Below are 22,724 nucleotides of genomic sequence, written 5' to 3'. Positions count from 1 at the left end.
GCCTTAAGTTATGTTATCCACCCACTTATTTTTTCAATTTCTGCGTTTTGGAATCATTGGTTTACTGGCCGCTTTGACCCATTATGCCTTGGCAATGCTGCTTATTCATCAAAAGATGAACATTGCAGTGGCGAACTTATTGGGTTTTTTGACCGCATTCTGGGTGAGTTATTTTGGCCACCGCATCTTTACCTTTAATGTCGTCCAGATTTCACACCGCCAGACGCTGCCTAAATTTATTATTGTGGCAGTTACTGGCTTTGTTTTTAATGAAACGATGCTCATCGCGTTGCATCATTTCACGCCTTATCCGATTTCAATTTTACTAATTATCACAATTATCGTTACTGCCTTATTTACTTTTTTTCTTAACCGGATCTTTGCATTTAAACCTTAGGGAATTCCGCTATGAAGCCACTTTTCCGTTCATCAAAATTAATGCTGTGGTGCATCAGCATCTGGTTGATCGCTTGTGCCGGTATTCGTTATTTTTCCCTTCCGGATGAAGGCCGTTATGGGGATATCAGCCGGGCTATGCTGCAATCGGGTGACTGGTTAGTGCCTCGTCTTAATGGTCTGCCTTTTATGCATAAACCACCATTGTTGCATTGGATCAGCAGTGTGTTAATGGAAATTTTTGGAGTGCATGTCTGGGTACTCCGCCTCGTACCTACACTGGCCGGGATCATGATGCTCGTTGGCTTGTTCTGGTTTCTAAAAAAACATTGTAATGAACGGATTGCCCAACTTAGTGTAGTGATCTTGGCTACCAGCCTGCTTTTTTTCGGTAGCAGCCAGTATGTTAATCATGATCTGTTGCTTGCTTGCTGGATCAGCATCACTATTCTATGTTTTGCCGACTTTACTCTTTCAGGAGAAAAGTCAGTTCTGTGGATGGGATATGTGGCATGTGCCTTAGGTTTTTTAACCAAAGGGCTGATCGGTATTTTAATTCCAGGAATGGTCATTTTGCTCTGGGTTCTCGCAAACAAACAATGGAAAAAAATTCCTTCTCTGCTTAACCCCATCGGTTTAATTATTTTCTGTGTAATTGCACTGCCTTGGGTTTATCTGATGCATTTAAAATACCCGGCCTTTTTGCAGTATTTTTTCATCGACCAGCAATTCAGCCGCTTTAGCTCGGATCAGTTTAATAACAAGCTGCCTTGGCCATTTTATTTACTCTGCTTGTTGATCAGCTTTTTACCCTGGTTCTTTGTTTCACAATTTAAATTCTCAAAACAGGATTTCAGCCAATCACTCGGTTCAAGTATTTTAACCTTAATGCTAATCTGGTTTGTTTCTGTGACGACCTTTTTTTCAATTCCTCCATCAAAACTTGCAGGTTATATTCTGCCAGCAACGCCTCCCTTGGCGGTATTCATCGCCATCATGGTGGATCGAGTCCTGACCAGTAACAAAATAAACCGTTTTCAAACATGGGCAACGCCTGTTTTGGTGCTTGTTGTAGGTCTAGCTTTTATTAGCTTACCTTTTACCGCAAGGCCAAAAAATCTACTCTATGTCAATATTACCGCACTCTATAGTTTGGGAGCTGGAATTCTTATATTCAGTATTCTGCTCATTTTTTATTATCTCAAACAGCGGATTTCCTATTTTTCACTGATGTTCAGTATGGCAATAATACTCTGTATGAGCGTGAGTCTTGGGGTCAGAATTCTTGATGTTCAAAATAATGCTAATCAGGTTTCTTTCCAGAAAAATATTACGGCAAATATGCCAATTGTGTTTTATCACAACTATTTTTATGATGTTCCATTCCTTCTCAATCTACAAAAACCTGTTTATTTGGTGGATGACTGGGAGAATGCCAGCCAGGACAGTAGTTCAGAACAACTCAAGGATGGCCTGATTTTTGAACCCGAACGTAGGCAATACCTGTGGTCCGATTCCATCCTAGATCAAAAAATCGAATCTGGAGAAGCCCTTGTCGTGCTGGCTCGCAGCAACTCCTTTAACCCTCATTATGCGAATGTTCAAGTTTTACATTATCGCAATTATGATGTGTATTTTTTTAATAATATCGGTCCAGTACAAAAATAAGACCAAGCCTGCATTTGCAGGCTTTCCCCAATCCAATGTCTGAAATAACATTTATAAGCTGCCTATTAAAAATAAATCTTCGTACCCAGAATTTCTAAGCGTCTGGCAATGTCTTTTTAAGACTATAGCAGTACCCTTTATAGGCTAGAAATAAGGTATGTTGAAATTACAAAAGATCTTCAACTTAGGAGATGATATGCAGCCAACTTGGGCTACCACTACTTTACTAGACAAATTTTATCTATTCTTTTTTATCGGTTCAGTTTTATATAAATATTTAAAATTCAGGAAAAATCATGAACAATAACTATCCAAAGCCTATGATAATAATACACTGGATTACCTTTGTTTTAGTTGTAATTGTATATTTGACAAGTGGAGATCCAACAAGAACAGGTGTCCAGGGTCAGATTCATGTTATAGGTGGAATTTCAATATTTATTCTATTTTTCGTGAGATTGAGTTTTGTTTTTCTCTATAAAAGAAATATTCCTCAAAATGAGATCATTAATTCGTATCAAATAAAATTATTTAAAATTGTCAGATTTACGCTTTACGTAAGTTTATGTGTCGTTCCAATAGCGGGCTGGCTTGCATTATCGAGTTTCACGGATAATTTCAAAATTTTATCTTTAAATTTGCCACTTTTGAGCAGTGTTAGAGAGGTTAAATATCTTGGTCAGATACATCAATTTTTAGGTAACTTTTTTATTGCAGTCGTAGGTTTACATGCTTGTGCTGCCTTAATCCACCATTTTATTTTCAAAGATAATGTATTAAAAAGTATGCTTTTTAAAAAAATGAAATGATTTAGATCTATAACTATAAAAAATAGGCATATTGTTCACCCAGAACAACATGCCTTATTGATATAAAGCATGTCAGACAGGTCAGGTATTTTTATAGACTTATTATCGATACTCCTCATGGATTGGGAGTATTTGGATCATATAAAAAAAGGTATCTTATGCCACCGCAACATTAAATAATGATCCAATCCAAGCACTGAATAACATGGCGATAATGCCCCAAAGCATCACCCGAATCGAACCTATCCAAATACTTGCACCGCCCGCATAACTGGCCAAGGCACCCATAATTCCGAGACTTAATACCCCAATCAGCATGACGCCTTTCTCTAAGTATTGCTCAGGCAGCAGCATAATTGAAATTAAAGGAAATAATGAGCCTACAGTAAATGCAATGGCTGAAGAGAATGCAGCATGAAAGGGCTGGGCAGAAGTATGATCTGAAATACCAATTTCATCACGCGCATGTGCATCTAAAGCATTGTGTGCAGTCAGTTGTTGCGCGACTTCTTGCGCTAAAGTGGGTTGTAATCCACGCTGTATGTAAATATTTTTTAGCTCATTTAATTCATGTTCAGGATGGCGCTGCAGTTCACGTTGTTCCATCTGCAGATCATTCTTTTCAATGTCTTGTTGAGATTTAACCGAGATATATTCACCCGCCGCCATTGATGCAGCCCCAGAGATCAATCCGGCAATACAGGTCACCAGTAGGGTATGGGTAGATGCTCCACTGGCCGCGATTCCCACCACCAGACTGGTGACTGAAATAATCCCGTCATTTGCCCCCAGCACAGCTGCACGCAACCATCCCGCACGTTCGATGTAATGTTTTTCAAGATGATAAGAATGGCGTACAAGGTATATCCTTTTTTGTTATCAGGATGATTATAATAAATTTATTTCTTAGATTAGCATTTGTAGAGATTGTTATTGGCTCATTTCAAAATCGTGTTTAACAAGAAGGAAAAATAGTTAATAGCTCAGCGCCCTACAGCACAAATACATGTAAGAAATAAAAGGCTTTTATCATAACCTCAATTAGCATAGGTCTTTGTCTTTAATGCTTCAGCGATTGTTTGTTGAGACAGCAGGGATACACGCTTGGACTGCTCCCCGTATACTGAATAAGCCTTATCAATAGATTTGTGAAATAAAGCTCTTAAACTCTATAATACTGAATGACCTCATCAGGGAAAAAATGTGTTGTGGCCACACATCACTAGAAAAATTGCCTGATGGGAAAAAATTTAGCTCAAATTAACTTGGTAGGCACTCTAAAAAGGGTAACTGCCAGATCAGTTTTGAGTTAGTGCAATTAAGGTGGTTGAATGAAACAATATCTAGATTTGTGTCAACGCATAGTTGATGAAGGCGTATGGGTTGAAAATGAACGAACTGGAAAGCGTTGTTTAACCGTTATTAATGCTGATTTGGAATATAACGTAGGAGCTAATGAATTTCCTTTAGTGACTACCCGAAAAAGTTATTGGAAAGCAGCTATTGCAGAGTTGTTAGGGTATTTACGTGGGTATGATAATGCAGCTCAGTTTCGCGCTATTGGTTGTAATACCTGGAATGCCAATGCCAACGATAATGAAGCCTGGTTAGCTAATCCTCATCGTCAAGGTGAAGATGATATGGGCCGAGTATATGGGGTACAAGGACGTCATTGGCGTAACTCAGCAGGAGAAGAATTCGATCAGCTTCGTAAAATCTACGATGATTTGCGTAATGGTATTGATGACCGGGGTGAAATTCTAACATTCTACAATCCAGGCGAGTTTCACATGGGATGTTTACGTCCTTGTATGCATACCCACACGTTTTCTTTGGTGGGGGATACGCTTTACTTAACTTCATCGCAGCGTTCATGTGATGTGCCATTAGGTCAAAATTTTAATCAAATTCAAGTTTTTACTTTGCTGGCTCTAATGGCTCAAATTACCGGACATAAGGCTGGAAAGGCTTATCATAAGATCGTAAATGCACATATTTATGAAGATCAATTAGAACTCATGCGCGATGTGCAATTAAAACGAGAGCCGTATCCTGCACCGAAACTTCATATCAATCCTAATATTAAGAGTCTTGAAGATATTGAAACATGGGTGACATTAGATGACTTTGAAGTTGAAGGTTATCAGTATCATGAAGCAATTGCTTATCCATTTTCAGTATAAATAAATGTTTTCGAATAAGAAGGGAGTTTCTTTTTAATGAGGATTCGAAACTTTCCTCAAAATGAAACACTTTCTTATTTTTCAACTTAATGTCTAAGCTGATCTGAACTAATACCCCTTCAAGCATATCAATGTATGGATGAAAGACTCTAAACCCCAAGACAGCATATTGCTGATGAAGTGAGCATAAATTAAATTTATAGATTTCTGTATTTATAAAAGTTAACAAAAATTAATCATTTAACTCGATTTTAAGGGGTCTGTTCATATTTGATTACATTTATTAGATGAAAAATCACATTTTAGGAGTTACTATCTTGCCGTCGAAATGAATGAAAAGCCGGTCGTTGAAGGCTTAGGAGTGTTTGGTAAAGAATGGCTTATGATCATAATGTAAACATGAGTGAAGTACATGCTCCTGTTCAGGCAAACATCATAATTCGTTCCCAATCGGGTAGAAATTCTAAAAAATCTAAAGAATTTCAGACTGTCGAAGCAACACAAAAAAATAATATGCTTGCCAAAAGTGGACAGCGAATTGATATTAATAAATTTACTGATTTCTTGCAGGGCGTTTCTTCTAATAGCAGTTCAAAAAAGTGTGCCAAAAGTATCAGACTTGCTTTGGAATCAGCCGGTGCAAGATTTCAAAGTCATCCCGTCGCGGCGGCAGACTGGGGAAATACGTTGATGAACATTGGTTATCGACAAATTAATCCTAAGTTCGATGCCCCGAAAGAAGGTGATATTTATATTATTGATCGAACCGGCAAGCATATGTATGGACATATTGCAGGATTTAACGGCAAGCAATGGGTATCTGACTTTAAGCAAAGAAGTTATGATGTTTATAATGAAAAAGGTTTGACCTACAAATATTACCGTCCGAGCTTTTAGTTTTTAAAAGTTAAAACATTTAAAACAGAAAAGTTCAGCAGGAATTTTTCTGATAAAAAAAGATGCCACTTGGGCATCTTTTTTTATTTCACTTTTAACTTAAGGCAATGGCTTGATTGGGCTACCGCCTAAAGACTGCATCAAGGTGACATAAGCATTGTATTGGGTCTGTTTAGTCTGAACCAAAGCCAAACGTGCATTACGTGTGGTTTCCTGAGCATCAAGCAGATTTTTCAGGGCGATGGCACCGTTACGGTAGCGTACTTCAGTCAAACGTTCAGTTTTCTCGGCAAGCTGCACATTGCGTTCTTGCAAAGCCACCTGTTTGTTTAACTCGGTACGGGCCGATAGTGCATTTTCAACATCGGCAAAGGCCTGATACAGACTTTGACGATACTGGATAATCGCTTTTTCATAATCCAGGTCACTAATCGCCAAATCTTTTTTCATGTCGTTATATTGCAGGAACGGCAGGCTAAGGTTCGCACCTAGGGTTAATACCGGGTTTTGCAACAGGTTGGTTAAAGATGTGCTGGAAGAACCCAGGTTTCCAGTCAAATTAATCGAAGGGTAATAACTGGCTTTGGTGGCATCTTTATTGGCAAGTGCCTTGCGTAAACGCAGTTCACTGGCTTGCAAGTCTGGACGACGTGACAACAGGTCTGCCGGTAAGCCGGCTGAAATTGCCGGTAAGGCAATACGCGGTAAACGCTGCGGCTCAGTAATACTGAGTTGTTGCACCGGTTGCTGCATCAAAACAGCTAAAGCCGTTCTGGTTTCTACTTTTTGCTGTTCTATCTGGCTTAAGGTCGCTCTTTGGCTTTGCACCGACTGTTCAGCTGAAGTTAAGTCCAGACCGGAAACTGCACCGGCACGGTATTGGGTACGAACCAGCTCAAAGGTTTTTTGCGTACTGGCCAGGTTTTGCTGGGCAATTTGATAACGTTCATTCAGATAACCCAACTGCCAATATAAATTTGCCGTAGTGGCAATCAGACTTTGTGCAGTAGCTTGCAAGTCCTGTTCGGTGGCTAAGGCTTCCCATTTACTGGCTTCAGTTTGTCGAGCCAGTTTCCCGAACAAGTCCAGTTCATAGCTTACGCCACCACTTACAGACAGACCGCGTGAAGCATCATCACCAGAATTTAAGTCAACCGTATGTCCTGCCGATACGCTTGAGCTGACCCGTGGACCTTGCTGGTTTTTTGCCAAACCAGCCTGTAAACGTGCCTGCTGCAAGTTAATCCCGGCAACCGCCAAATCGGTATTGCTGGCTAAAACTTGATTGACCAATTGATTTAGCTGCGCATCGCCAAATAAAGTCCACCATTGATCGGCATAGACATCGGTATGCACTTGCTGACTCATGGCTTTACTGTTCTGGAAACTGCCTGGAATATTCACGCTTGGTTGCTGATACGGGGTTTTCACCACCGCAGCACAACCGACCAGTGATCCACTCAGCATCAGGGCAGTGGCAAGTTGGGTAACATTGATTTGCATTCTATCTATCCTTATTCGCGAGAAAGTGCATCCACCGGGTTGAGCTGTGCTGCATTACGGGCAGGGATAAAGCCGAAGATAATCCCGATCATGCTTGAGCAGACAAAGGCCGCTACAATAGAGGTGGTGGAATAGGTCATCTGGAAGGTACCGCTAGCAAAATGGCTAAACAGCTGTCCAATGCCTAAAGATAAAAGCACCCCCAATATCCCGCCTAAAATACACACCAACACGGCTTCAATCAGGAACTGCTGCAAGATGTCACTTTGACGGGCACCGACGGCCATACGCACCCCAATTTCCTGAGTACGTTCAGTCACTGATACCAGCATGATATTCATTACCCCGATACCCCCAACAATCAATGAAATCACCGCAATTGCAGAAACCAGTAAGGTCATGGTTTGTGTGGTTTGCTGGATGGTTTCACGAATACTGTCGGCATTTTGGGTAAACACATCCTGTGCGCCGTGGCGTTGTACCAGCAAATTCAGAATGGCATTTTCAGCTGCTGCACTCGGGTATTCATCTTTGATACGCACGATGATACTGCGTACATTGGCCTGACCCAACATGCGGCTCATCACGGTCGAGTAGGGCAGATAAACATTCAGGCTGTCAGAATTACCCATCATCGATTTTTGTGCTTCAATCACACCAATGATACGACTGGGAACACTACCGAGCAGAATGACCTGACCCACAGGATTGGTGCCATCGCTAAAGAATGTTTTTTGGGTATTGTTGTCAATCACCACATCTTGGGTACGTTCAGTCACACCTTCTTTGTCAAAAGGCTGTCCAGACTGAAAGTTCATGCCTTTGACATAGAAGAAGTCTTCACTGACGCCATTCACTGTGGCAGAGGCTTCGGTATCTTTAAAACGTGCAGTAATGTTATTGGTGACAGAAGGGCTGGCCCCATCAACATAGGGCTGCTCAGCGAGTGCATCGGCATCCGCAGGAACCAGCGTTTTTACCTGTGCCGTTTTGGAATTATCACCAAAGCCACGACCCTGATAAACAGTAATGGTATTGGTTCCAAGACTGCTGATATTTTCCAGAATCTGTTTTTGAGAACCATTGCCCAGCGCCACCACAGAAACCACCGATGCAATACCAATGATAATCCCGAGCATGGTCAGGAAAGTGCGCATGCGGTGTGCATTCATGGCCAGCAGCGCCATACGAAAGGCTTCGCCTAACCGGTCTGCAGCCGAGCGCCAGGACGGCGTTTTTTTCTGTGTGGTTTGTTGTAGCGTTTGTTTCTCTAAAACTTCATCTTCGGCAACTTCAGGCACATTCGGTTTATCTGAAATAATGTTGCCGTCACTAATTTCGATAATACGCGAAGCGTTTTTTGCAACGTTGTGATCGTGGGTCACGAGAATAATGGTATGACCTTTGGCATTCAGCTCTCGTAAAATACGCATTACCTCAATACCACTATTTTTATCCAATGCACCAGTCGGTTCATCGGCCAGAATCACATCGCCACCGTTCATCAAGGCACGGGCAATCGAAACACGCTGTTGCTGACCACCGGACAACTGACTGGGACGGTTCTGGGTTTTTTCAGCCAATCCCAGATCTGTGAGCAATTGGGTCGAACGTTGCTGACGGGCAGAGGCATCTACGCCGGCATAAATTGCAGGAACTTCAACGTTACCTGCCGCAGTTAAATCACCCAATAAATGATAGCGCTGGAAAATGAAACCAAAGTATTCACGGCGCAATTGCGCCAGTTCATCTGCTTCTAATTTTCGGGTTTCCCGCCCTTTAACCTGATAGCTACCCGCAGTCGGTTGATCTAAACAACCGAGGATGTTCATCAGGGTCGATTTTCCCGAACCTGATTGCCCGACAATGGCCACCAGTTCTCCGGGGTAAATTTCTAAATTAATGCCCTTCAGAATCTGAATGGTGCCTTCCCCGGCAGGGAATTCACGAGTCAGATCTGTGACCTTGAGCAAAGGTTGTTGATCTTGACTCATGATTACATTCTCACTGGACCTGCACCACCACCCACACGGTTACTGCGTTTGGCAGCATCATTTGAGGTATCGGAAGCATCTGCAATCACCACTTTGTCACCTTGTTTCAAGCCTTTAATCACTTGAGCAGTGACACGATTATTTAAGCCGATCAAGACAGGTTGCGGTTTGGCCGTACCATCGGCCTGAACCATGCGAACCATCGACATAGATGCTTTGCCTTGTTCAATCAGTGATTTTTCTTCCGCAGACAGTTCCAGGCGTTTAGGGCGTTCAGTTTTAGCTTGATCATTATCAGTTGGATTTTGTTGTTTTGCCTGGTCTGCATTACGATCAGCACGTTTGCCTTGAGGGCGATTTGAACTTTGCAAAGCTGCTGCAGGTACAGTCAATACATTTTTTGCTTCAGCCAAGACTATATAGACTTGCGCAGTCATATCAATACGAAGTTTGCCATCTTCATTGGGTACATCAAACAGGGCGTTGTAGTACACAGCCGTGTTTGAAGACGACGTGGATGAATTATTGCTTTCCGTATTGATAGAGTTCGGTGCCGGTTCTACCTGACGTAGTTTGGCATAATGTTTTTTATCGCTATTGCCCAAGGTGGTGAAATAAACGGTTTGACCTTCTTCAACTTTCATCACGTCGGCTTCTGAAATTTCAGCCTTAATGGTCATGTTGTCGAGTTTGGCCAGTTTGACAATGGTCGGTGCACTTTGGTTGGCGTTTACGGTTTGACCTTCTTCAGTCACAATCGCCACAATGGTGCCATCCATAGGTGCAACAATTTGGGTATAGCCCAAATCTTCTTTTGCTGTGGCCAAGGTTAAACGAGATTGTTCAATTTGCGCATTAATCGCCAAAATGTCAGCTTGTGCTGTTTTGTAGCTCGCCAATGCGGACTCGAGTTCAGCACGTGATGTCGCATCCTGTGCATACATGGCCTGCTGACGTTGATATTCAGCTTGAACTTTTGCTAAGTTGGCTTGTTTGACTGCCAGTTGAGCCTGCTGGTTTTTAATACTCGCTTCAGCCGTTTTCAGGCCATTTTCCTGACGAATCGAATCAATTCGGGCAATCAGTTGACCTTGTTTCACTTGGTCGCCCAATTTCACATACATCTTTTTGACCTGTCCAGATACCTGTGCACCGACGCTGACCATTTTGGTCGCTTCAAGTACACCAGTTGCAAGCACCGAATCTTCAATGTCACCGCGGCTGACTTCGCTGCTAATGTATTGAGGAGGCTGCTCTTTGGGTTTCAAGAAAAACCAGGCTGTGACTGCAATAGCAAGAATACAGACCACCGCAACAACTATTTTGGACGGTTTTATTTTTGGCATAGTGAGGTGATAAATGAGGAAAATTAGACCAATTATAAAAGCTAAATAAGGATAAAACGTGAACTTTTTAAAAACAAATGAGAATTATTTTCTTTTTGGAGATCTTTTGAAAAAGTCACTAAAGATATTATAGGTTAATGTTGAAGCAGCATTTTATAGAGTGATTTGTAGATAAGGGGCACTTTATTGAAGTTTAATTCAATCAAATTTCTGAAATATTATTTTCTGTCTGAGGGTTAAGTTTCGCAGAATTGCTGTGGTGAGAATGTATTTTTGCGAACTGATCTTAGTCATCTAGACAGATTAGATTTTAGTCGAATGATGCTAGATTTATTTAATGATTTTTATTTGAATAACTTTTTATGTTCGATATTGTTATTTGTTTTTTATTTTACCGCCCTGAGTTTCCAACTGGTAGACATAATTTTAAAAATCTTTGTTTTATCTCTAGATTTAAATAAAAAAAGTTTGTATTATTAAATCCATAAAATAATTATGGGTTTAATAATAAGAGCATTAATCCCCATAATTATGCGAAAAAGATCATAACTTTAATATGAAAATTTGTAAGGGGTAAGTGATGGAATGGAATGAAACTTATAATATTGGGATTGATGTGATTGATAATCAGCATCGTCAGATATTAGATTACATTAATGCGTTGGAAAAAATTAGAGGGAGTGGGGATCGCAACCAGATCAAGGAAGTCCTGGATGATTTGATTGATTATACCCAATCGCATTTTAGCTTTGAAGAAAACCTGCTTGAGCAGGTACGTTATCAGTATTTGCCTTCTCATAGAGGTATACATGAATTATTTGTTAAACGGCTAAATGATTATCGTCATAAATTTGACAAGGGAGAGTCGGTTGAAAATGATTTATATCGACTATTGTCAAAGTGGTTGATTAATCATATCCAGCATGACGATCAAGACTATGTGGATGCAGTGCGTGACAATATGCTGCACTATCTGCGTACACAGGAACAAAAGAAAGGCAAAAGCTGGTTTTCACGCTTTTTTAGTTAAGCATTTGATTCAAATAAGTTTTGACCGCACATGCTACTGATGGCTTGTAGAACCAGATGTTCGGGATTCTCGTCCCCCAAACCTTTAATGGATGCATCAATGCGCAACAACAGGGATGGCCAAGTCAGGAAACAGTTTGGATTGAGCCGTCTTAAGGCCTGTTGATATTGACTGACTTTATTTTTCCAGATTCCAAGTTGCAAGGCATTTTGCGGCTGTTCAAACAATTGCATCAGTAAACGCATTTCTTTACTGATGCTCCACAAAATCAGGCTCATCGGCTCACCTGAAGCAATCAGATACTGGAAAATTTTAATCGCTTGAGCCAGATTGCCGGCAAGTAGTGCATCATTTAAGTCATATGTAGTATAGCGAGATTGGTCTTGTAAGCATGAATACAAATGATCAATCTGAATCACGTCTACATCGGCAAAAGTATCGCTGACGCGCATTAAACTGTTTTTGGCAGCCAGCAGGTTGTGCTCATGGTGTTGTTCCAGCCAAGCCCAAGCATCATTGGCCAGTTTAATCCCCAGCTTTTCTGCCTCAATACTTAAAATTCGCTGCCGGTCTTGCGGATAGTTTGCGGTAAGCGGCACAGTAACACCATTGGCATCGACCACCTGGAAAAAACTGGATTTTAAGCTGCTGCTGTCCTGTTTGGGCATCACCACCAATAGCAGGTTCTGCTCATTGTGCTGGATATAGCTTTTCAGTTGCTTGATGCCGTTGGCATCGGGCTTGATATTGCCATGCACTTCAACAGCCAGTTGCGTAGAAAATAATGACAGGCTATTTAAAGCATTAAAGACATTTTTCCAGTCACTGACATTGCTAACGTCATAACGCTGACGTTCAATTTCCTGTTTGTGCCAGCTTTGACGAAAAGCATCCAGTAAATTCTGTTCAAGCAAAGGTTCTTGACCATACATAATCCAAGCACCACGAGCTTCATCAACACGTTTTAGGGCTTGGGGATAGTCAAGTTTCATAGCGCTGTTATCTATATTTAAGGTTGTGTGGTTGAGTTGGCCGGTTTGGTGACCACTTTCGGTAGGCGGTTGGATGAAATCTGACGCACAATTTGCTGTGCCACATCATCAACAATCACCTGATTAAGATATTTTTGTTCCTGATCATCGGTGTTTACAGTGGCCACATCATATTGATAGCTGTGTGAAGCGGTAATGGTGCGCGGTTCAGTCACCGGATTACCTTGTGCATCTTCAATACGGAAAGTCACCGTTAAGCGCAGTAAGGTTTCTACCAATTTACCGTTTAACTCATGACGTTGTGGTGTGTAATCCAGTACACGCAACACGTAGGCATCAGAACTATCGCTGAGCTGAATGCCTGTGGCACCTAAATAAATTGCAAGTTTTTCATATAAGTCTTCTGTGTTGTTCGGCAAGACCAATTTCATTTTAGAATAAGCCACAGGAGCAGTTGCCGGATTGGTGCCTTTTAAATGGAAGCCACAACCCACTAAGCCTGCACTTAGACCACAAGTTAAAACAATTGCTGCTAAACGTTTGCCCAAATGCATGCGTTATCCTCTGTATTGTTTTTCAAAGAAAAAGGAAGATTGAAATATTTAGTGATTGTATGTGCAAAGCCCGTTGGCTGGCAACGGGCTTTGTTTGAGTTTTGTTTATTCCTTTATTCCCTCTCCTTTTAGGAGAGGGTTAGGGAGAGGTCTATTTGTTTAATCTCCCTTTATCAAAGGGAGGCTTCAAGGCAATTAAACCACCAAGTTCACTAATTTATTCGGTACCACAATTTCTTTCTTGGTTGGACCAGTCAAGAATTGTTGAACTTCAGGTAAGGCTTTTGCTTGAGCCAAGATCTCATCTTTCGATGCATCTACAGAGACTTCAAGTTTGCCACGAAGTTTGCCGTTGACTTGTACCACAATCGTTTGAGTATTACGCGTTAACGCAGATTCATCCACAGCAGGGAATAAAGCATTTGTTAATTCGATACCAAACTCAGCCAATAGGGTTTGGCTTAAGTGCGGTGCAAACGGAGCAAGCAAAGTAAGCAGGGTAGTGATGGATTCACGTGCGACAGCAACATCATTGTCATCTTTCGCTTCAAACTTGTTATTGGCATTTAAAAGTTCCATCAAGGCAGCAATAGCTGTGTTAAATGCATGACGACGTTCGATGTCATCACCCACTTTCTGGATGGTTTCATGCGTTTTACGACGTAAGTCCTGCGCAGCTGTTGAAAGTTTTGCTGCATCAAATGCAGTTGCAGCATTGCCTTGCTCAAGGAAGCTTGTAGCTAAACGCCATACACGTTTCAAGAAACGGTTTGCACCTTCAACGCCTGCGTCAGACCATTCAAGTGACTGATCAGGTGGAGCCGCAAACATCATGAACACACGTGCAGTATCTGCGCCGTATTGGTCAATAATGGCTTGCGGGTCGATACCGTTGTTCTTCGATTTCGACATTTTTTCCTGACCGCCAACCACAACTTCTTGACCGTCACCGATGTATTTCGCAGAAAGCACACGGCCTTTTTCGTCTTTTTCAAGTTCGATGTCAGCAGGGTTAAACCAGGTCTTCTTGCCTGAATCCGCTTCACGGTAGAAGGTATCTGCCAGCACCATGCCTTGGGTGAGCAAGTTGGTGAATGGTTCATTGCCTTGTACCACGCCTTCGTCACGCATCAATTTATGGAAGAAACGCGCGTATAACAAGTGCAGAATCGCGTGTTCAACACCACCAATATATTGATTTACTGGAAGCCAGGTTTGAGCAGCTTCCGGTTTCACCATACCGCCAGTGAAGTCTGGAGATGCATAACGTGCATAGTACCAAGAAGATTCTACAAAGGTATCCAAGGTATCTGTTTCACGACGTGCATCGCCGCCACAGCATGGACATTTAGTCTCGAAAAATTCAGGCATTTTGTTGAGTGGGTTACCAGAACCATCTGGCACAACATCAGTTGGTAGAATCACTGGAAGCTGTTCTTCAGGTACAGTGACCTGACCACATTTTTCACAGTTGATCATCGGGATTGGACAACCCCAGTAACGCTGACGAGAAACACCCCAGTCACGTAAACGGAACTGAACTTTGGTATTTGCAAGGCCTTGTGGTTCTAATTTTGCGATAAATGCATCAAAAGCACACTGGAAGTCTAAACTGTCAAATTCGCCTGAATTGACCAGTTTACCTTCTTTAGAACCGTACCATTCCTGCCATTGGGTTGAATCAAAGTCTGCATCATCTGCACCTTTGGCATCAATCACTTGCTTGATGGTCAAACCGTATTTGTTGGCAAATTCGAAGTCACGTTCATCGTGTGAAGGCACTGCCATCACCGCACCTGAACCGTAAGACATCAATACATAGTTGGCAATCCAGACCGGAACAGCTTCACCTGTTACAGGGTGTTTAACTGAAAGGCCAGTAGCCATACCTTTTTTCTCGGCAGTGGCAAGGTCAGCTTCAGCAACCGAACCCATACGGCATTCTTCAATGAATGCTTTTAATTCAGGATTTGTTTCAGCAGCTTTAAGCGCCATAGGATGTTCTGCTGCAACAGCAACATAAGTCACACCCATCAAGGTATCACCACGAGTGGTATATACAGTTAAATCATCGGCATAGATTTCTGGATTTGCTGAAGGAAAGGTAATTTCCATCCCTTGTGAGCGACCAATCCAGTTGCGTTGCATGGTCAAGACTTGTTGTGGCCAGCCATCTTTTAAGGTGTCTAAATCGTCTAATAATTCTTGCGCATAGTCAGTAATGCGGAAGTAGTACATTGGAATATCACGTTTTTCAACCAATGCACCTGAACGCCAGCCGCGACCATTTTCAACCTGTTCATTTGCTAAAACGGTTTGATCCACTGGATCCCAGTTTACGGTTGAAAGTTTACGGTAGATCAGGCCTTTTTTATAAAGCTGAACAAATAGCCATTGTTCCCAGTGATAATACTCAGGGGTACAGGTCGCAAATTCACGATCCCAATCTACTGAAAGACCTAATTTTTTGAGCTGATTACGCATGTAATCAATATTTTCAAAGGTCCATTTTGCCGGTGCCACTTTATGTGCAATTGCAGCATTTTCAGCAGGAAGACCGAACGCATCCCAACCCATAGGTTGCAGCACAGTTTCACCTTTTAAACGGTGGAAACGGCTGATTACGTCACCAATAGTATAGTTACGCACATGACCCATATGCAGTTTGCCACTTGGGTAAGGGAACATCGAGAGGATATAACGACGTGGACCTTCTACAGTGTCGGCAACTTTAAAGGCTTTGCGAGTTTCCCAGTCTTGTTGGACCGTTGGTTCAATCGCACTGGCTTGATATTCAGGGTCAATGTGAGTAGTCATAAACGTATATAAGAACAATGGTTAAAAAGTTTGTTGCACAGCATAGCGCAAATTACTATGCAATGTCAGTTTCCAGATCAGGATTTTATCTTCCTGGTCATTAGAAATGAAACTTTGGAGAATCCCATTTAATGAGGTGATGCTTTTGAATTCACAAGTTTCTCTTTCTTTTGTAAATAAGCTGATTCTATCGATGAGCGGATGTCTTGTTCTGTTGCGCTGTCAAACATATTGGCATATGGATCTTGTTTTAACGTTTGTTGGTTGTTTTGGAGCTGCTATTTCACTTGAATTTCAATTGCAGCTCGTTCTGCTGCTGTTAATTCAATTTTAGCTGTTGTGGGAAATGAATAAGGATTGTGTATTTGTTCTTTGGACCTTGGTACTTTTTTAGATTGTTCAGTTTTATTTTGATAGGTTGATATTGAGCCAAGTCTCTTGGCATTTTTCGGCGGAGGTGTGCTGGTGTAGTGCGTTGAACCATTTGCATCTCCCCATTTATAAAAATCTTGAGCATGAAACATGATGAGGCGAATAATATTAGACTCAATACTAGATAATTGAATAAAAAGGAAAAAATATTCATTTGTTGAGCATGGCAAGTGATGGCAAGCAGCTGCCACCACTTCTTTCTTATTTTATTCGGCGCGCTGAGCAGCTGAAACGGATGGCGATTTTTTCATAGGGATGCTCGGGGCTTCAGCCGCATTTGCCGCCGCTAGTCCTGCATTTGCATGATTTTGCGCCTCTTTTTCCGCTGCTGCATTCTGCGCTTCTTTATCAGCATTTGCATGCGCCGCGTGACTAGCAGAACCTGCCGCGCCATAAGTATCCACTTTACCTTTCTTCTTTGCAGATTTTGGTGGTGGTGTGGTGGTGTAATGGGTAGACCCTTTGGCATCCACCCATTTGTAATATTCTTTAGCAAAACTTGTGGTTGAACTTAAGCTTAAGATTAAGCCAGTCGCTATAAATCCAATTTTGATGCAAGATGATGCCATAATAATCAAGTCCTTATTGTCATAATCAGTTGGATAGAGTGGGGGGAGAAATAGAACTCCTGATTGCTTGAGTATTTTATATGATCTTGATGGTTTTGCAGAAAAAAAAGATAAACTGTCCCAAAATGCAGACAAGTGAATGGTATTTATTGAGGATTACCATTAGAGGAAGAGATTTAATCAGCAAAAGTTTCTCTTTTATCGACGGTTGTCGCGTTCATTTAGTACAAAAATGTATCAGAAAATACAATTAGAACTTAGAAAATAGATTTAAATTAATAAAAACATGTTTCAATAAAATAAATATTCATTCCATTTTATTATAGTTTTTATACTTATTTTTCATGAAATTTTTTATTATTTATTTGAAATATATAAATATTTTAAATTTTATTGATTGTTCTGCAAACAGTTTTAAACAAAACAAACCAATAAAAAGTGAATTATTCGAAAATAATGCATAAAAAGCTAATTTTTAAACTTGACTTTAATACTCGAAACCACAAAAATGCTGCTTTAGTTTTATATGCCTTAGATCGATCACCCTTCGAATAAGTGTCTTTTAGCAATGGACTTCTTCTCTAGCCGAGAAGCTGAACAAAGCCAACAAAATATGTTTATCCCAACATGTTTTAGACCTCATATTGCTCAAACAGCAACCAGGTCAGATTTTTTTCTTATTGCTATGAAAACTATGAAATTTGTGTGCTATAACAGAGCAGACAGTTAATGAATTAATCACCACAAATGCCCTCCATTTGTGCGTGAAAAAGATTAGGGTGAATCACGTTGGAACTTTTATCTGGTGGTGAAATGCTTGTTCGCGCATTGGCGGACGAAGGCGTTGAGCATTTATTTGGATACCCAGGCGGCGCAGTACTACATATTTACGATGCGCTCTTTCAACAAGACAAAATCAATCATTACCTCGTACGTCATGAACAAGCTGCCGGTCATATGGCCGATGCCTATTCGCGTGTAACAGGTAAAACTGGTGTGGTACTTGTCACATCAGGTCCCGGTGCGACAAATACCGTAACTCCAATTGCAACGGCTTATATGGACTCAATCCCAATGGTGATTTTGTCTGGTCAGGTTGCAAGCCATCTCATTGGTGAGGATGCGTTCCAAGAAACCGATATGGTCGGTATTTCTCGTCCAATCGTAAAACACAGTTTCCAAGTGCGTCATGCCAGCGAAATTCCTGCGATTATTAAAAAGGCATTTTATATTGCATCTTCAGGCCGTCCAGGTCCTGTAGTGATCGATATTCCTAAAGATGCGACCAACCCAGCGGAAAAATTTGCCTACGAATACCCTGAAAAAGTGAAGATGCGTTCGTATCAGCCGCCACACCGTGGTCACTCAGGTCAAATTCGTAAAGCGATTGATGAATTGATTAGTGCAAAACGTCCAGTCATTTATTCTGGCGGTGGTGTAGTACAGGGTAATGCTTCAGCATTATTGACTGAACTGGCTCATTTATTGGGCTATCCAGTAACCAATACTTTGATGGGCTTGGGTGCATTCCCAGGTAATGACCCGCAATTTGTCGGTATGTTGGGTATGCATGGTACTTATGAAGCCAACATGACCATGCATAATGCAGACTTAATTCTCTGTGTCGGTGCGCGTTTTGATGACCGCGTAACCAATAATCCGGCAAAATTCTGTCCAAATGCCAAAGTCATTCATATTGATATTGATCCGGCAACGATTTCTAAAACCATCATGGCGCACATTCCAATTGTGGGTGCGGTAGAACCTGTATTGCAAGAGATGTTGGTTCAGTTGAAACAAATGAATGTTTCCAAGCCAAATCCTGACGATATTGCAGCATGGTGGAAGCAAATTGATGAGTGGCGTGCAGCGCACGGCTTAAAAGTTGTGGCACCGACTGATGGCACAATGAAGCCACAGCAAGTCGTTGCAGCTTTAGATAAAATCACCAATAGCCAAGCGATCATTACTTCCGACGTTGGTCAACATCAAATGTTCGGTGCGTTGTATTACAAATACACACGTCCACGTCAATGGATCAACTCAGGTGGCTTGGGCACCATGGGTGTAGGCTTGCCATATGCAATGGCTGCGAAACTCGCGTTCCCGGATCAGCAAGTAGTGTGTATTACTGGTGAAGCGTCGATTCAGATGTGTATCCAAGAGCTTTCTACTTGTAAGCAATACGGCTTGAACGTAAAAATATTGTGCTTGAACAACCGTGCCTTGGGTATGGTGAAACAGTGGCAGGATATGAACTACGAAGGCCGTCATTCAAGTTCTTATGTTGAATCATTGCCTGACTTTGCCAAGTTAATGGAAGCTTATGGCCATGTCGGCATCCAGATTGACCATGCCGATGAGCTTGAATCCAAGCTTGAAGAAGCCATGGCAATCAATGATAAATGCGTATTTATTAACGTAATGGTTGACCGTAGCGAGCATGTATATCCAATGCTGGTTGCAGGTCAGTCTATGCAAGATATGTGGTTAGGAAAAGGGGAGCGCACTCAATGAGACATATCATCTCTGTTCTCGTAGAAAACGAAGCGGGCGCGCTTTCTCGTTTGGTAGGTTTATTTTCTCAACGTAATTATAATATTGAGACTTTGAACGTTGCGCCAACCGAAGATCCAACCATGTCGCGTTTGACCCTGACCACTTATGGTGATGATCATAAAATTGAACAAATCACCAAACAGCTCAACAAACTGGTTGAAGTGGTTAAAGTGGTTGATTTGTCTGAAGGTGCGCATATCGAGCGCGAATTGATGCTGATTAAAGTGAAATCACTTGGATCGGCACGTGCTGAAATTAAACGCACTGCAGACATTTTCCGCGCGCAAATTGTGGATGTAACACCAACTACATACACGATCCAGATTGCTGGAACCACTGAAAAACTGGATGGTTTCATCGATGCGCTTGCAGAAAATACCATTCTTGAAGTGGTACGTTCTGGTGTATCAGGCATCGCACGTGGCGAAAAAGTTTTAACAATCTAATTTTTTAACACATTCTACTCATCGTACAGATGGGTATCCAAGTCAATGAATACCGATAACATCATTGACTTGGATAAAAGGAAACATAAGCATTTAAGCGGAGACAGCAATGCAAATTTTTTATGATAAAGACTGTGACTTATCTATCATCCAAGGCAAAAAAGTAGCGATCATCGGTTACGGTTCACAAGGTCACGCACATGCGCTTAACCTTAAAGACTCTGGCGTTGACGTAACTGTAGGCTTACGTGCTAACTCTACTTCTTGGAAAAAAGCTGAGAATTCAGGTCTTAAAGTTGCTGAAGTTCCTGCTGCTGTAGCACAAGCTGACGTAGTAATGATCTTGACTCCGGACGAATTCCAATCTCAACTTTACCGTGACGTAATTGAGCCAAATATCAAGCAAGGTGCGACTTTAGCATTTGCTCACGGTTTCTCAATTCTTTACAACCAAGTTGTGCCACGTGCTGACTTAGACGTAATCATGGTTGCACCTAAAGCACCAGGTCACACAGTACGTTCTGAATACCAACGTGGTTCAGGTGTTCCTGACTTAATCGCGATTCACCAAGATGCTTCTGGTAATGCACGTAACGTAGCACTTTCTTATGCTTCAGGCGTAGGCGGTGGTCGTACTGGTATTATCGAAACTTCATTCCGTGAAGAAACTGAAACTGACCTTTTTGGTGAGCAAGCAGTTCTTTGTGGTGGTGCTGTTGAATTGGTTAAAATGGGCTTCGAAACTTTGGTTGAAGCTGGTTATGCTCCAGAAATGGCGTATTTCGAATGTCTACACGAACTTAAATTGATCGTTGATTTGATGTTTGAAGGCGGTATCGCGGACATGAACTATTCAGTATCTAACAATGCTGAATATGGCGAATACGTAACGGGTACTGAAGTCATCAATGAACAGTCTCGTGAAGCAATGCGTAATGCGCTTAAACGTATCCAGTCTGGTGAATACGCGAAGATGTTCATCCAAGAAGGTGCGTTGAACTATCCATCTATGACTGCACGTCGTCGTCAAAATGCGGCTCACGGTATCGAAGTAACTGGTAACAAGTTACGTGCAATGATGCCTTGGATTCAAGCGAATAAAATCGTTGATAAAGAAAAGAACTAAGTTCTAATTTCTAAGTCAAAAAGCCCTTGTTTTATAACAGGGGCTTTTTTTATACAAAGTTGTGCTTTCCTTTCTTGCGCTTCATTCAAAGCAGTGCTTTGAATTCGCTCATACCTTGGATCCAAGTAAACAAAATCGTAGATAAAGAGAAAAACTAATTTCTCGAATCAATTGATTTGAAAAAACCATTCTTTTTGATTGGTTTTTTTTATTGATTAAGATATTTTTAGTTTTTTGAAGAGGATTGGTCTCTTACCAATTCGCAACAAAACATCAGGTATAGAGATAGATTAGAGGTGATTTTAAGTGTGATAGAGTAGACATAATTTATTTTATTGTTGAGTGTGGCTGAGCAATGAAAACTCAAATCCTGCTATATATTACAGCTTTATCGCTTTCCTGCTTAAGTTTTGCAGAAACAGTTACTGCATCAACTACTGAGAACCTGAAACCTTTCACAAATGTCCGTGTTTCTATGCAACGAATGCTACGTTCAGATGATGGCCGCTATTTTCTTGATTTATATGCAGGGATCTGGAATCCACACGGCACGCTTCATGATTTGAGTGATCAAAAAACGATTGCCTTTAAGGGTTTGCAAAAAGGTGATCAGCTTAATCTTAAGTCGGTAAGTGTAAATGGTGACGTAGCAACATCTGAACAATATCAGTTAAATGGAAACTTAAATGCAAATACTGGAGATATGCCAGCAGTTTTCAGTGCAGCAAATAATAATGAAAATATTCCAATTCAATTTGGACCTGCATTTACAACAGATGTAGAAATAGAAAGGCCGCTATTTATATTTAAATTTTATGGTGTGGAAAATGCCCAACAACCTTATGGGAAGGCTTTAAAACAAGTGCAGGTATTGAATAAAACCACCAATCAAGTGGTGCAGAGCCTGACAGGTTTTACCGCTTATCCTAAGAGTATTGGCTATATGGATATTAATTTTGATGGCTACTACGACATCGTGTTGTCAGATACTTCAAATGATCGCAAAGTTGAAGATAAGCGTTTTATTTACTGGATGTATAATCCTAAAATCCATCAATTTCAGCGTTCACCACAATTGGAAAATATCACTGGATTTCCAGCAATTCATGGAGAAAAACAGCAAATTGATTTTGGGGATGGTCAGGTTTATCAGGTAAAAAATGGCTTATTGAATCGAGTTGAAGACAACTGATAGGATATTATAAAAAATGATTTTTTTAATAATAACCTGAATCGCGGATAAGAAATTAACTTGAAAAAAAGGTGGCTGAAAACCATTAGGGAGTTACCACACCTCCTACGCCTTCAGCCACCATGTTCGATTTTACATATTTCTTCTGCATGATCGATGACTTTTTTCAAAAATTCGAAGCAACCTATTTGCAATTCTTAAAACACAGCAA

At 41.2% G+C, this 22,724-nt stretch carries 19 protein-coding genes; 10 read left to right on the top strand and 9 right to left on the bottom strand.

Annotated features, from left to right (window positions below; all coding sequences use genetic code 11):
* Positions 1–10 precede the first annotated feature (10 nt).
* From B9T29_RS00095 to B9T29_RS00085, 3 genes are all read left to right on the top strand, one after another.
* Positions 11–397, top strand: a complete 387-nt coding sequence (locus B9T29_RS00095; RefSeq protein ID WP_086173970.1) for a GtrA family protein — start codon at positions 11–13, stop codon at positions 395–397.
* 11 nt (positions 398–408) lie between these two features.
* The gene (locus B9T29_RS00090) at positions 409–2,064 is read left to right on the top strand and encodes an ArnT family glycosyltransferase (RefSeq protein WP_086173969.1); all 1,656 of its coding nucleotides are present in this window, start codon (positions 409–411) and stop codon (positions 2,062–2,064) included.
* A 296-nt stretch (positions 2,065–2,360) separates the two neighbouring features.
* Positions 2,361–2,873, top strand: a complete 513-nt coding sequence (locus B9T29_RS00085; RefSeq protein WP_086173968.1) for a cytochrome b — start codon at positions 2,361–2,363, stop codon at positions 2,871–2,873.
* A gap of 156 nt (positions 2,874–3,029) precedes the next feature.
* On the opposite strand, the gene B9T29_RS00080 is transcribed toward B9T29_RS00085, so the two are convergent.
* Positions 3,030–3,740, bottom strand: coding sequence for a VIT1/CCC1 transporter family protein (locus B9T29_RS00080; protein WP_086173967.1), 711 nt, complete (start codon positions 3,738–3,740; stop codon positions 3,030–3,032).
* A gap of 464 nt (positions 3,741–4,204) precedes the next feature.
* Between B9T29_RS00080 and B9T29_RS00075 the strand changes: the two genes are divergently transcribed.
* Together B9T29_RS00075 and B9T29_RS00070 are read left to right on the top strand one after the other, a co-directional pair.
* Entirely contained in the window at positions 4,205–5,056 is an 852-nt protein-coding gene (locus B9T29_RS00075) for a thymidylate synthase (RefSeq protein WP_086173966.1), read from the top strand.
* Positions 5,057–5,431: 375 nt separating this feature from the next.
* Positions 5,432–5,953, top strand: coding sequence for a CHAP domain-containing protein (locus B9T29_RS00070; RefSeq protein ID WP_086173965.1), 522 nt, complete (start codon positions 5,432–5,434; stop codon positions 5,951–5,953).
* 99 nt (positions 5,954–6,052) lie between these two features.
* Here B9T29_RS00070 and B9T29_RS00065 read toward each other — a convergent pair whose 3' ends face one another.
* From B9T29_RS00065 to B9T29_RS00055, 3 genes are read right to left on the bottom strand one after another with little or no spacing between them, the layout of a single operon-like run.
* Positions 6,053–7,456, bottom strand: coding sequence for an efflux transporter outer membrane subunit (locus B9T29_RS00065; protein ID WP_086173964.1), 1,404 nt, complete (start codon positions 7,454–7,456; stop codon positions 6,053–6,055).
* A gap of 11 nt (positions 7,457–7,467) precedes the next feature.
* The gene (locus B9T29_RS00060; RefSeq protein ID WP_086173963.1) at positions 7,468–9,450 is read right to left on the bottom strand and encodes a MacB family efflux pump subunit; all 1,983 of its coding nucleotides are present in this window, start codon (positions 9,448–9,450) and stop codon (positions 7,468–7,470) included.
* A 2-nt stretch (positions 9,451–9,452) separates the two neighbouring features.
* The gene (locus B9T29_RS00055) at positions 9,453–10,796 is read right to left on the bottom strand and encodes a MacA family efflux pump subunit (RefSeq protein WP_086173962.1); all 1,344 of its coding nucleotides are present in this window, start codon (positions 10,794–10,796) and stop codon (positions 9,453–9,455) included.
* A 580-nt stretch (positions 10,797–11,376) separates the two neighbouring features.
* Between B9T29_RS00055 and B9T29_RS00050 the strand changes: the two genes are divergently transcribed.
* On the top strand, positions 11,377–11,826 hold the full coding sequence (locus B9T29_RS00050; protein ID WP_086173961.1) for a bacteriohemerythrin: 450 nt from the start codon (positions 11,377–11,379) through the stop codon (positions 11,824–11,826).
* Here B9T29_RS00050 and holA read toward each other — a convergent pair.
* The 5 genes from holA to B9T29_RS00025 form a co-directional block, all read right to left on the bottom strand.
* Positions 11,823–12,818 (bottom strand): DNA polymerase III subunit delta, encoded by a 996-nt coding sequence (holA, locus tag B9T29_RS00045; protein WP_086173960.1) that lies wholly within the window; start codon positions 12,816–12,818, stop codon positions 11,823–11,825. The two genes, B9T29_RS00050 and holA, sit on opposite strands and share 4 nt — an antisense overlap.
* A gap of 17 nt (positions 12,819–12,835) precedes the next feature.
* Positions 12,836–13,372, bottom strand: coding sequence for an LPS assembly lipoprotein LptE (gene lptE / locus B9T29_RS00040; protein WP_086173959.1), 537 nt, complete (start codon positions 13,370–13,372; stop codon positions 12,836–12,838).
* Positions 13,373–13,567: 195 nt separating this feature from the next.
* Positions 13,568–16,189, bottom strand: coding sequence for a leucine--tRNA ligase (gene leuS, locus B9T29_RS00035; RefSeq protein ID WP_086173958.1), 2,622 nt, complete (start codon positions 16,187–16,189; stop codon positions 13,568–13,570).
* Between the two features lie 278 nt (positions 16,190–16,467).
* A complete protein-coding gene (locus B9T29_RS00030; protein WP_416202472.1) occupies positions 16,468–16,755 on the bottom strand; it encodes a DUF4124 domain-containing protein in 288 nt (95 codons plus the stop codon).
* A 72-nt stretch (positions 16,756–16,827) separates the two neighbouring features.
* Positions 16,828–17,190 (bottom strand): DUF4124 domain-containing protein, encoded by a 363-nt coding sequence (locus B9T29_RS00025; protein ID WP_086173956.1) that lies wholly within the window; start codon positions 17,188–17,190, stop codon positions 16,828–16,830.
* 789 nt (positions 17,191–17,979) lie between these two features.
* Here B9T29_RS00025 and B9T29_RS00020 point away from each other — a divergent pair.
* From B9T29_RS00020 to B9T29_RS00005, 4 genes are all read left to right on the top strand, one after another.
* Positions 17,980–19,707, top strand: coding sequence for an acetolactate synthase 3 large subunit (locus B9T29_RS00020; RefSeq protein ID WP_086173955.1), 1,728 nt, complete (start codon positions 17,980–17,982; stop codon positions 19,705–19,707).
* A complete protein-coding gene (gene ilvN / locus B9T29_RS00015) occupies positions 19,704–20,195 on the top strand; it encodes an acetolactate synthase small subunit (protein ID WP_086173954.1) in 492 nt (163 codons plus the stop codon). Before B9T29_RS00020 ends, ilvN begins: the two co-directional genes overlap by 4 nt.
* Before the next feature lie 109 nt (positions 20,196–20,304).
* Positions 20,305–21,321 (top strand): ketol-acid reductoisomerase, encoded by a 1,017-nt coding sequence (ilvC, locus tag B9T29_RS00010; protein WP_086173953.1) that lies wholly within the window; start codon positions 20,305–20,307, stop codon positions 21,319–21,321.
* 355 nt (positions 21,322–21,676) lie between these two features.
* Positions 21,677–22,513: an XAC2610-related protein gene (locus tag B9T29_RS00005; RefSeq protein ID WP_086173952.1), complete on the top strand. Its 837-nt coding sequence runs from the start codon at positions 21,677–21,679 to the stop codon at positions 22,511–22,513.
* Positions 22,514–22,724 lie beyond the last annotated feature (211 nt).

The organism is Acinetobacter sp. ANC 3903, assembly GCF_002135315.1.
GTDB lineage: Bacteria > Pseudomonadota > Gammaproteobacteria > Pseudomonadales > Moraxellaceae > Acinetobacter.
Note: the sequence above shows the minus strand (reverse complement) of the source record. Positions and strands in the feature narration are given on the sequence as shown.

What these genes read in the sequence shown, in the direction of transcription:
- ilvN (WP_086173954.1), top strand. Translation starts at nt 19,704, where the DNA reads ATGAGACATATCATCTCTGTTCTCGTAGAAAACGAAGCGGGCGCGCTT.
- B9T29_RS00075 (WP_086173966.1), top strand. Translation starts at nt 4,205, where the DNA reads ATGAAACAATATCTAGATTTGTGTCAACGCATAGTTGATGAAGGCGTA.
- B9T29_RS00005 (WP_086173952.1), top strand. Translation starts at nt 21,677, where the DNA reads ATGAAAACTCAAATCCTGCTATATATTACAGCTTTATCGCTTTCCTGC.
- B9T29_RS00025 (WP_086173956.1), bottom strand. Translation starts at nt 17,190, where the DNA reads ATGGCATCATCTTGCATCAAAATTGGATTTATAGCGACTGGCTTAATC.
- B9T29_RS00070 (WP_086173965.1), top strand. Translation starts at nt 5,432, where the DNA reads ATGGCTTATGATCATAATGTAAACATGAGTGAAGTACATGCTCCTGTT.
- B9T29_RS00095 (WP_086173970.1), top strand. Translation starts at nt 11, where the DNA reads ATGTTATCCACCCACTTATTTTTTCAATTTCTGCGTTTTGGAATCATT.
- B9T29_RS00050 (WP_086173961.1), top strand. Translation starts at nt 11,377, where the DNA reads ATGGAATGGAATGAAACTTATAATATTGGGATTGATGTGATTGATAAT.
- lptE (WP_086173959.1), bottom strand. Translation starts at nt 13,372, where the DNA reads ATGCATTTGGGCAAACGTTTAGCAGCAATTGTTTTAACTTGTGGTCTA.
- leuS (WP_086173958.1), bottom strand. Translation starts at nt 16,189, where the DNA reads ATGACTACTCACATTGACCCTGAATATCAAGCCAGTGCGATTGAACCA.
- B9T29_RS00060 (WP_086173963.1), bottom strand. Translation starts at nt 9,450, where the DNA reads ATGAGTCAAGATCAACAACCTTTGCTCAAGGTCACAGATCTGACTCGT.
- ilvC (WP_086173953.1), top strand. Translation starts at nt 20,305, where the DNA reads ATGCAAATTTTTTATGATAAAGACTGTGACTTATCTATCATCCAAGGC.
- B9T29_RS00065 (WP_086173964.1), bottom strand. Translation starts at nt 7,456, where the DNA reads ATGCAAATCAATGTTACCCAACTTGCCACTGCCCTGATGCTGAGTGGA.
- B9T29_RS00090 (WP_086173969.1), top strand. Translation starts at nt 409, where the DNA reads ATGAAGCCACTTTTCCGTTCATCAAAATTAATGCTGTGGTGCATCAGC.
- holA (WP_086173960.1), bottom strand. Translation starts at nt 12,818, where the DNA reads ATGAAACTTGACTATCCCCAAGCCCTAAAACGTGTTGATGAAGCTCGT.
- B9T29_RS00085 (WP_086173968.1), top strand. Translation starts at nt 2,361, where the DNA reads ATGAACAATAACTATCCAAAGCCTATGATAATAATACACTGGATTACC.
- B9T29_RS00055 (WP_086173962.1), bottom strand. Translation starts at nt 10,796, where the DNA reads ATGCCAAAAATAAAACCGTCCAAAATAGTTGTTGCGGTGGTCTGTATT.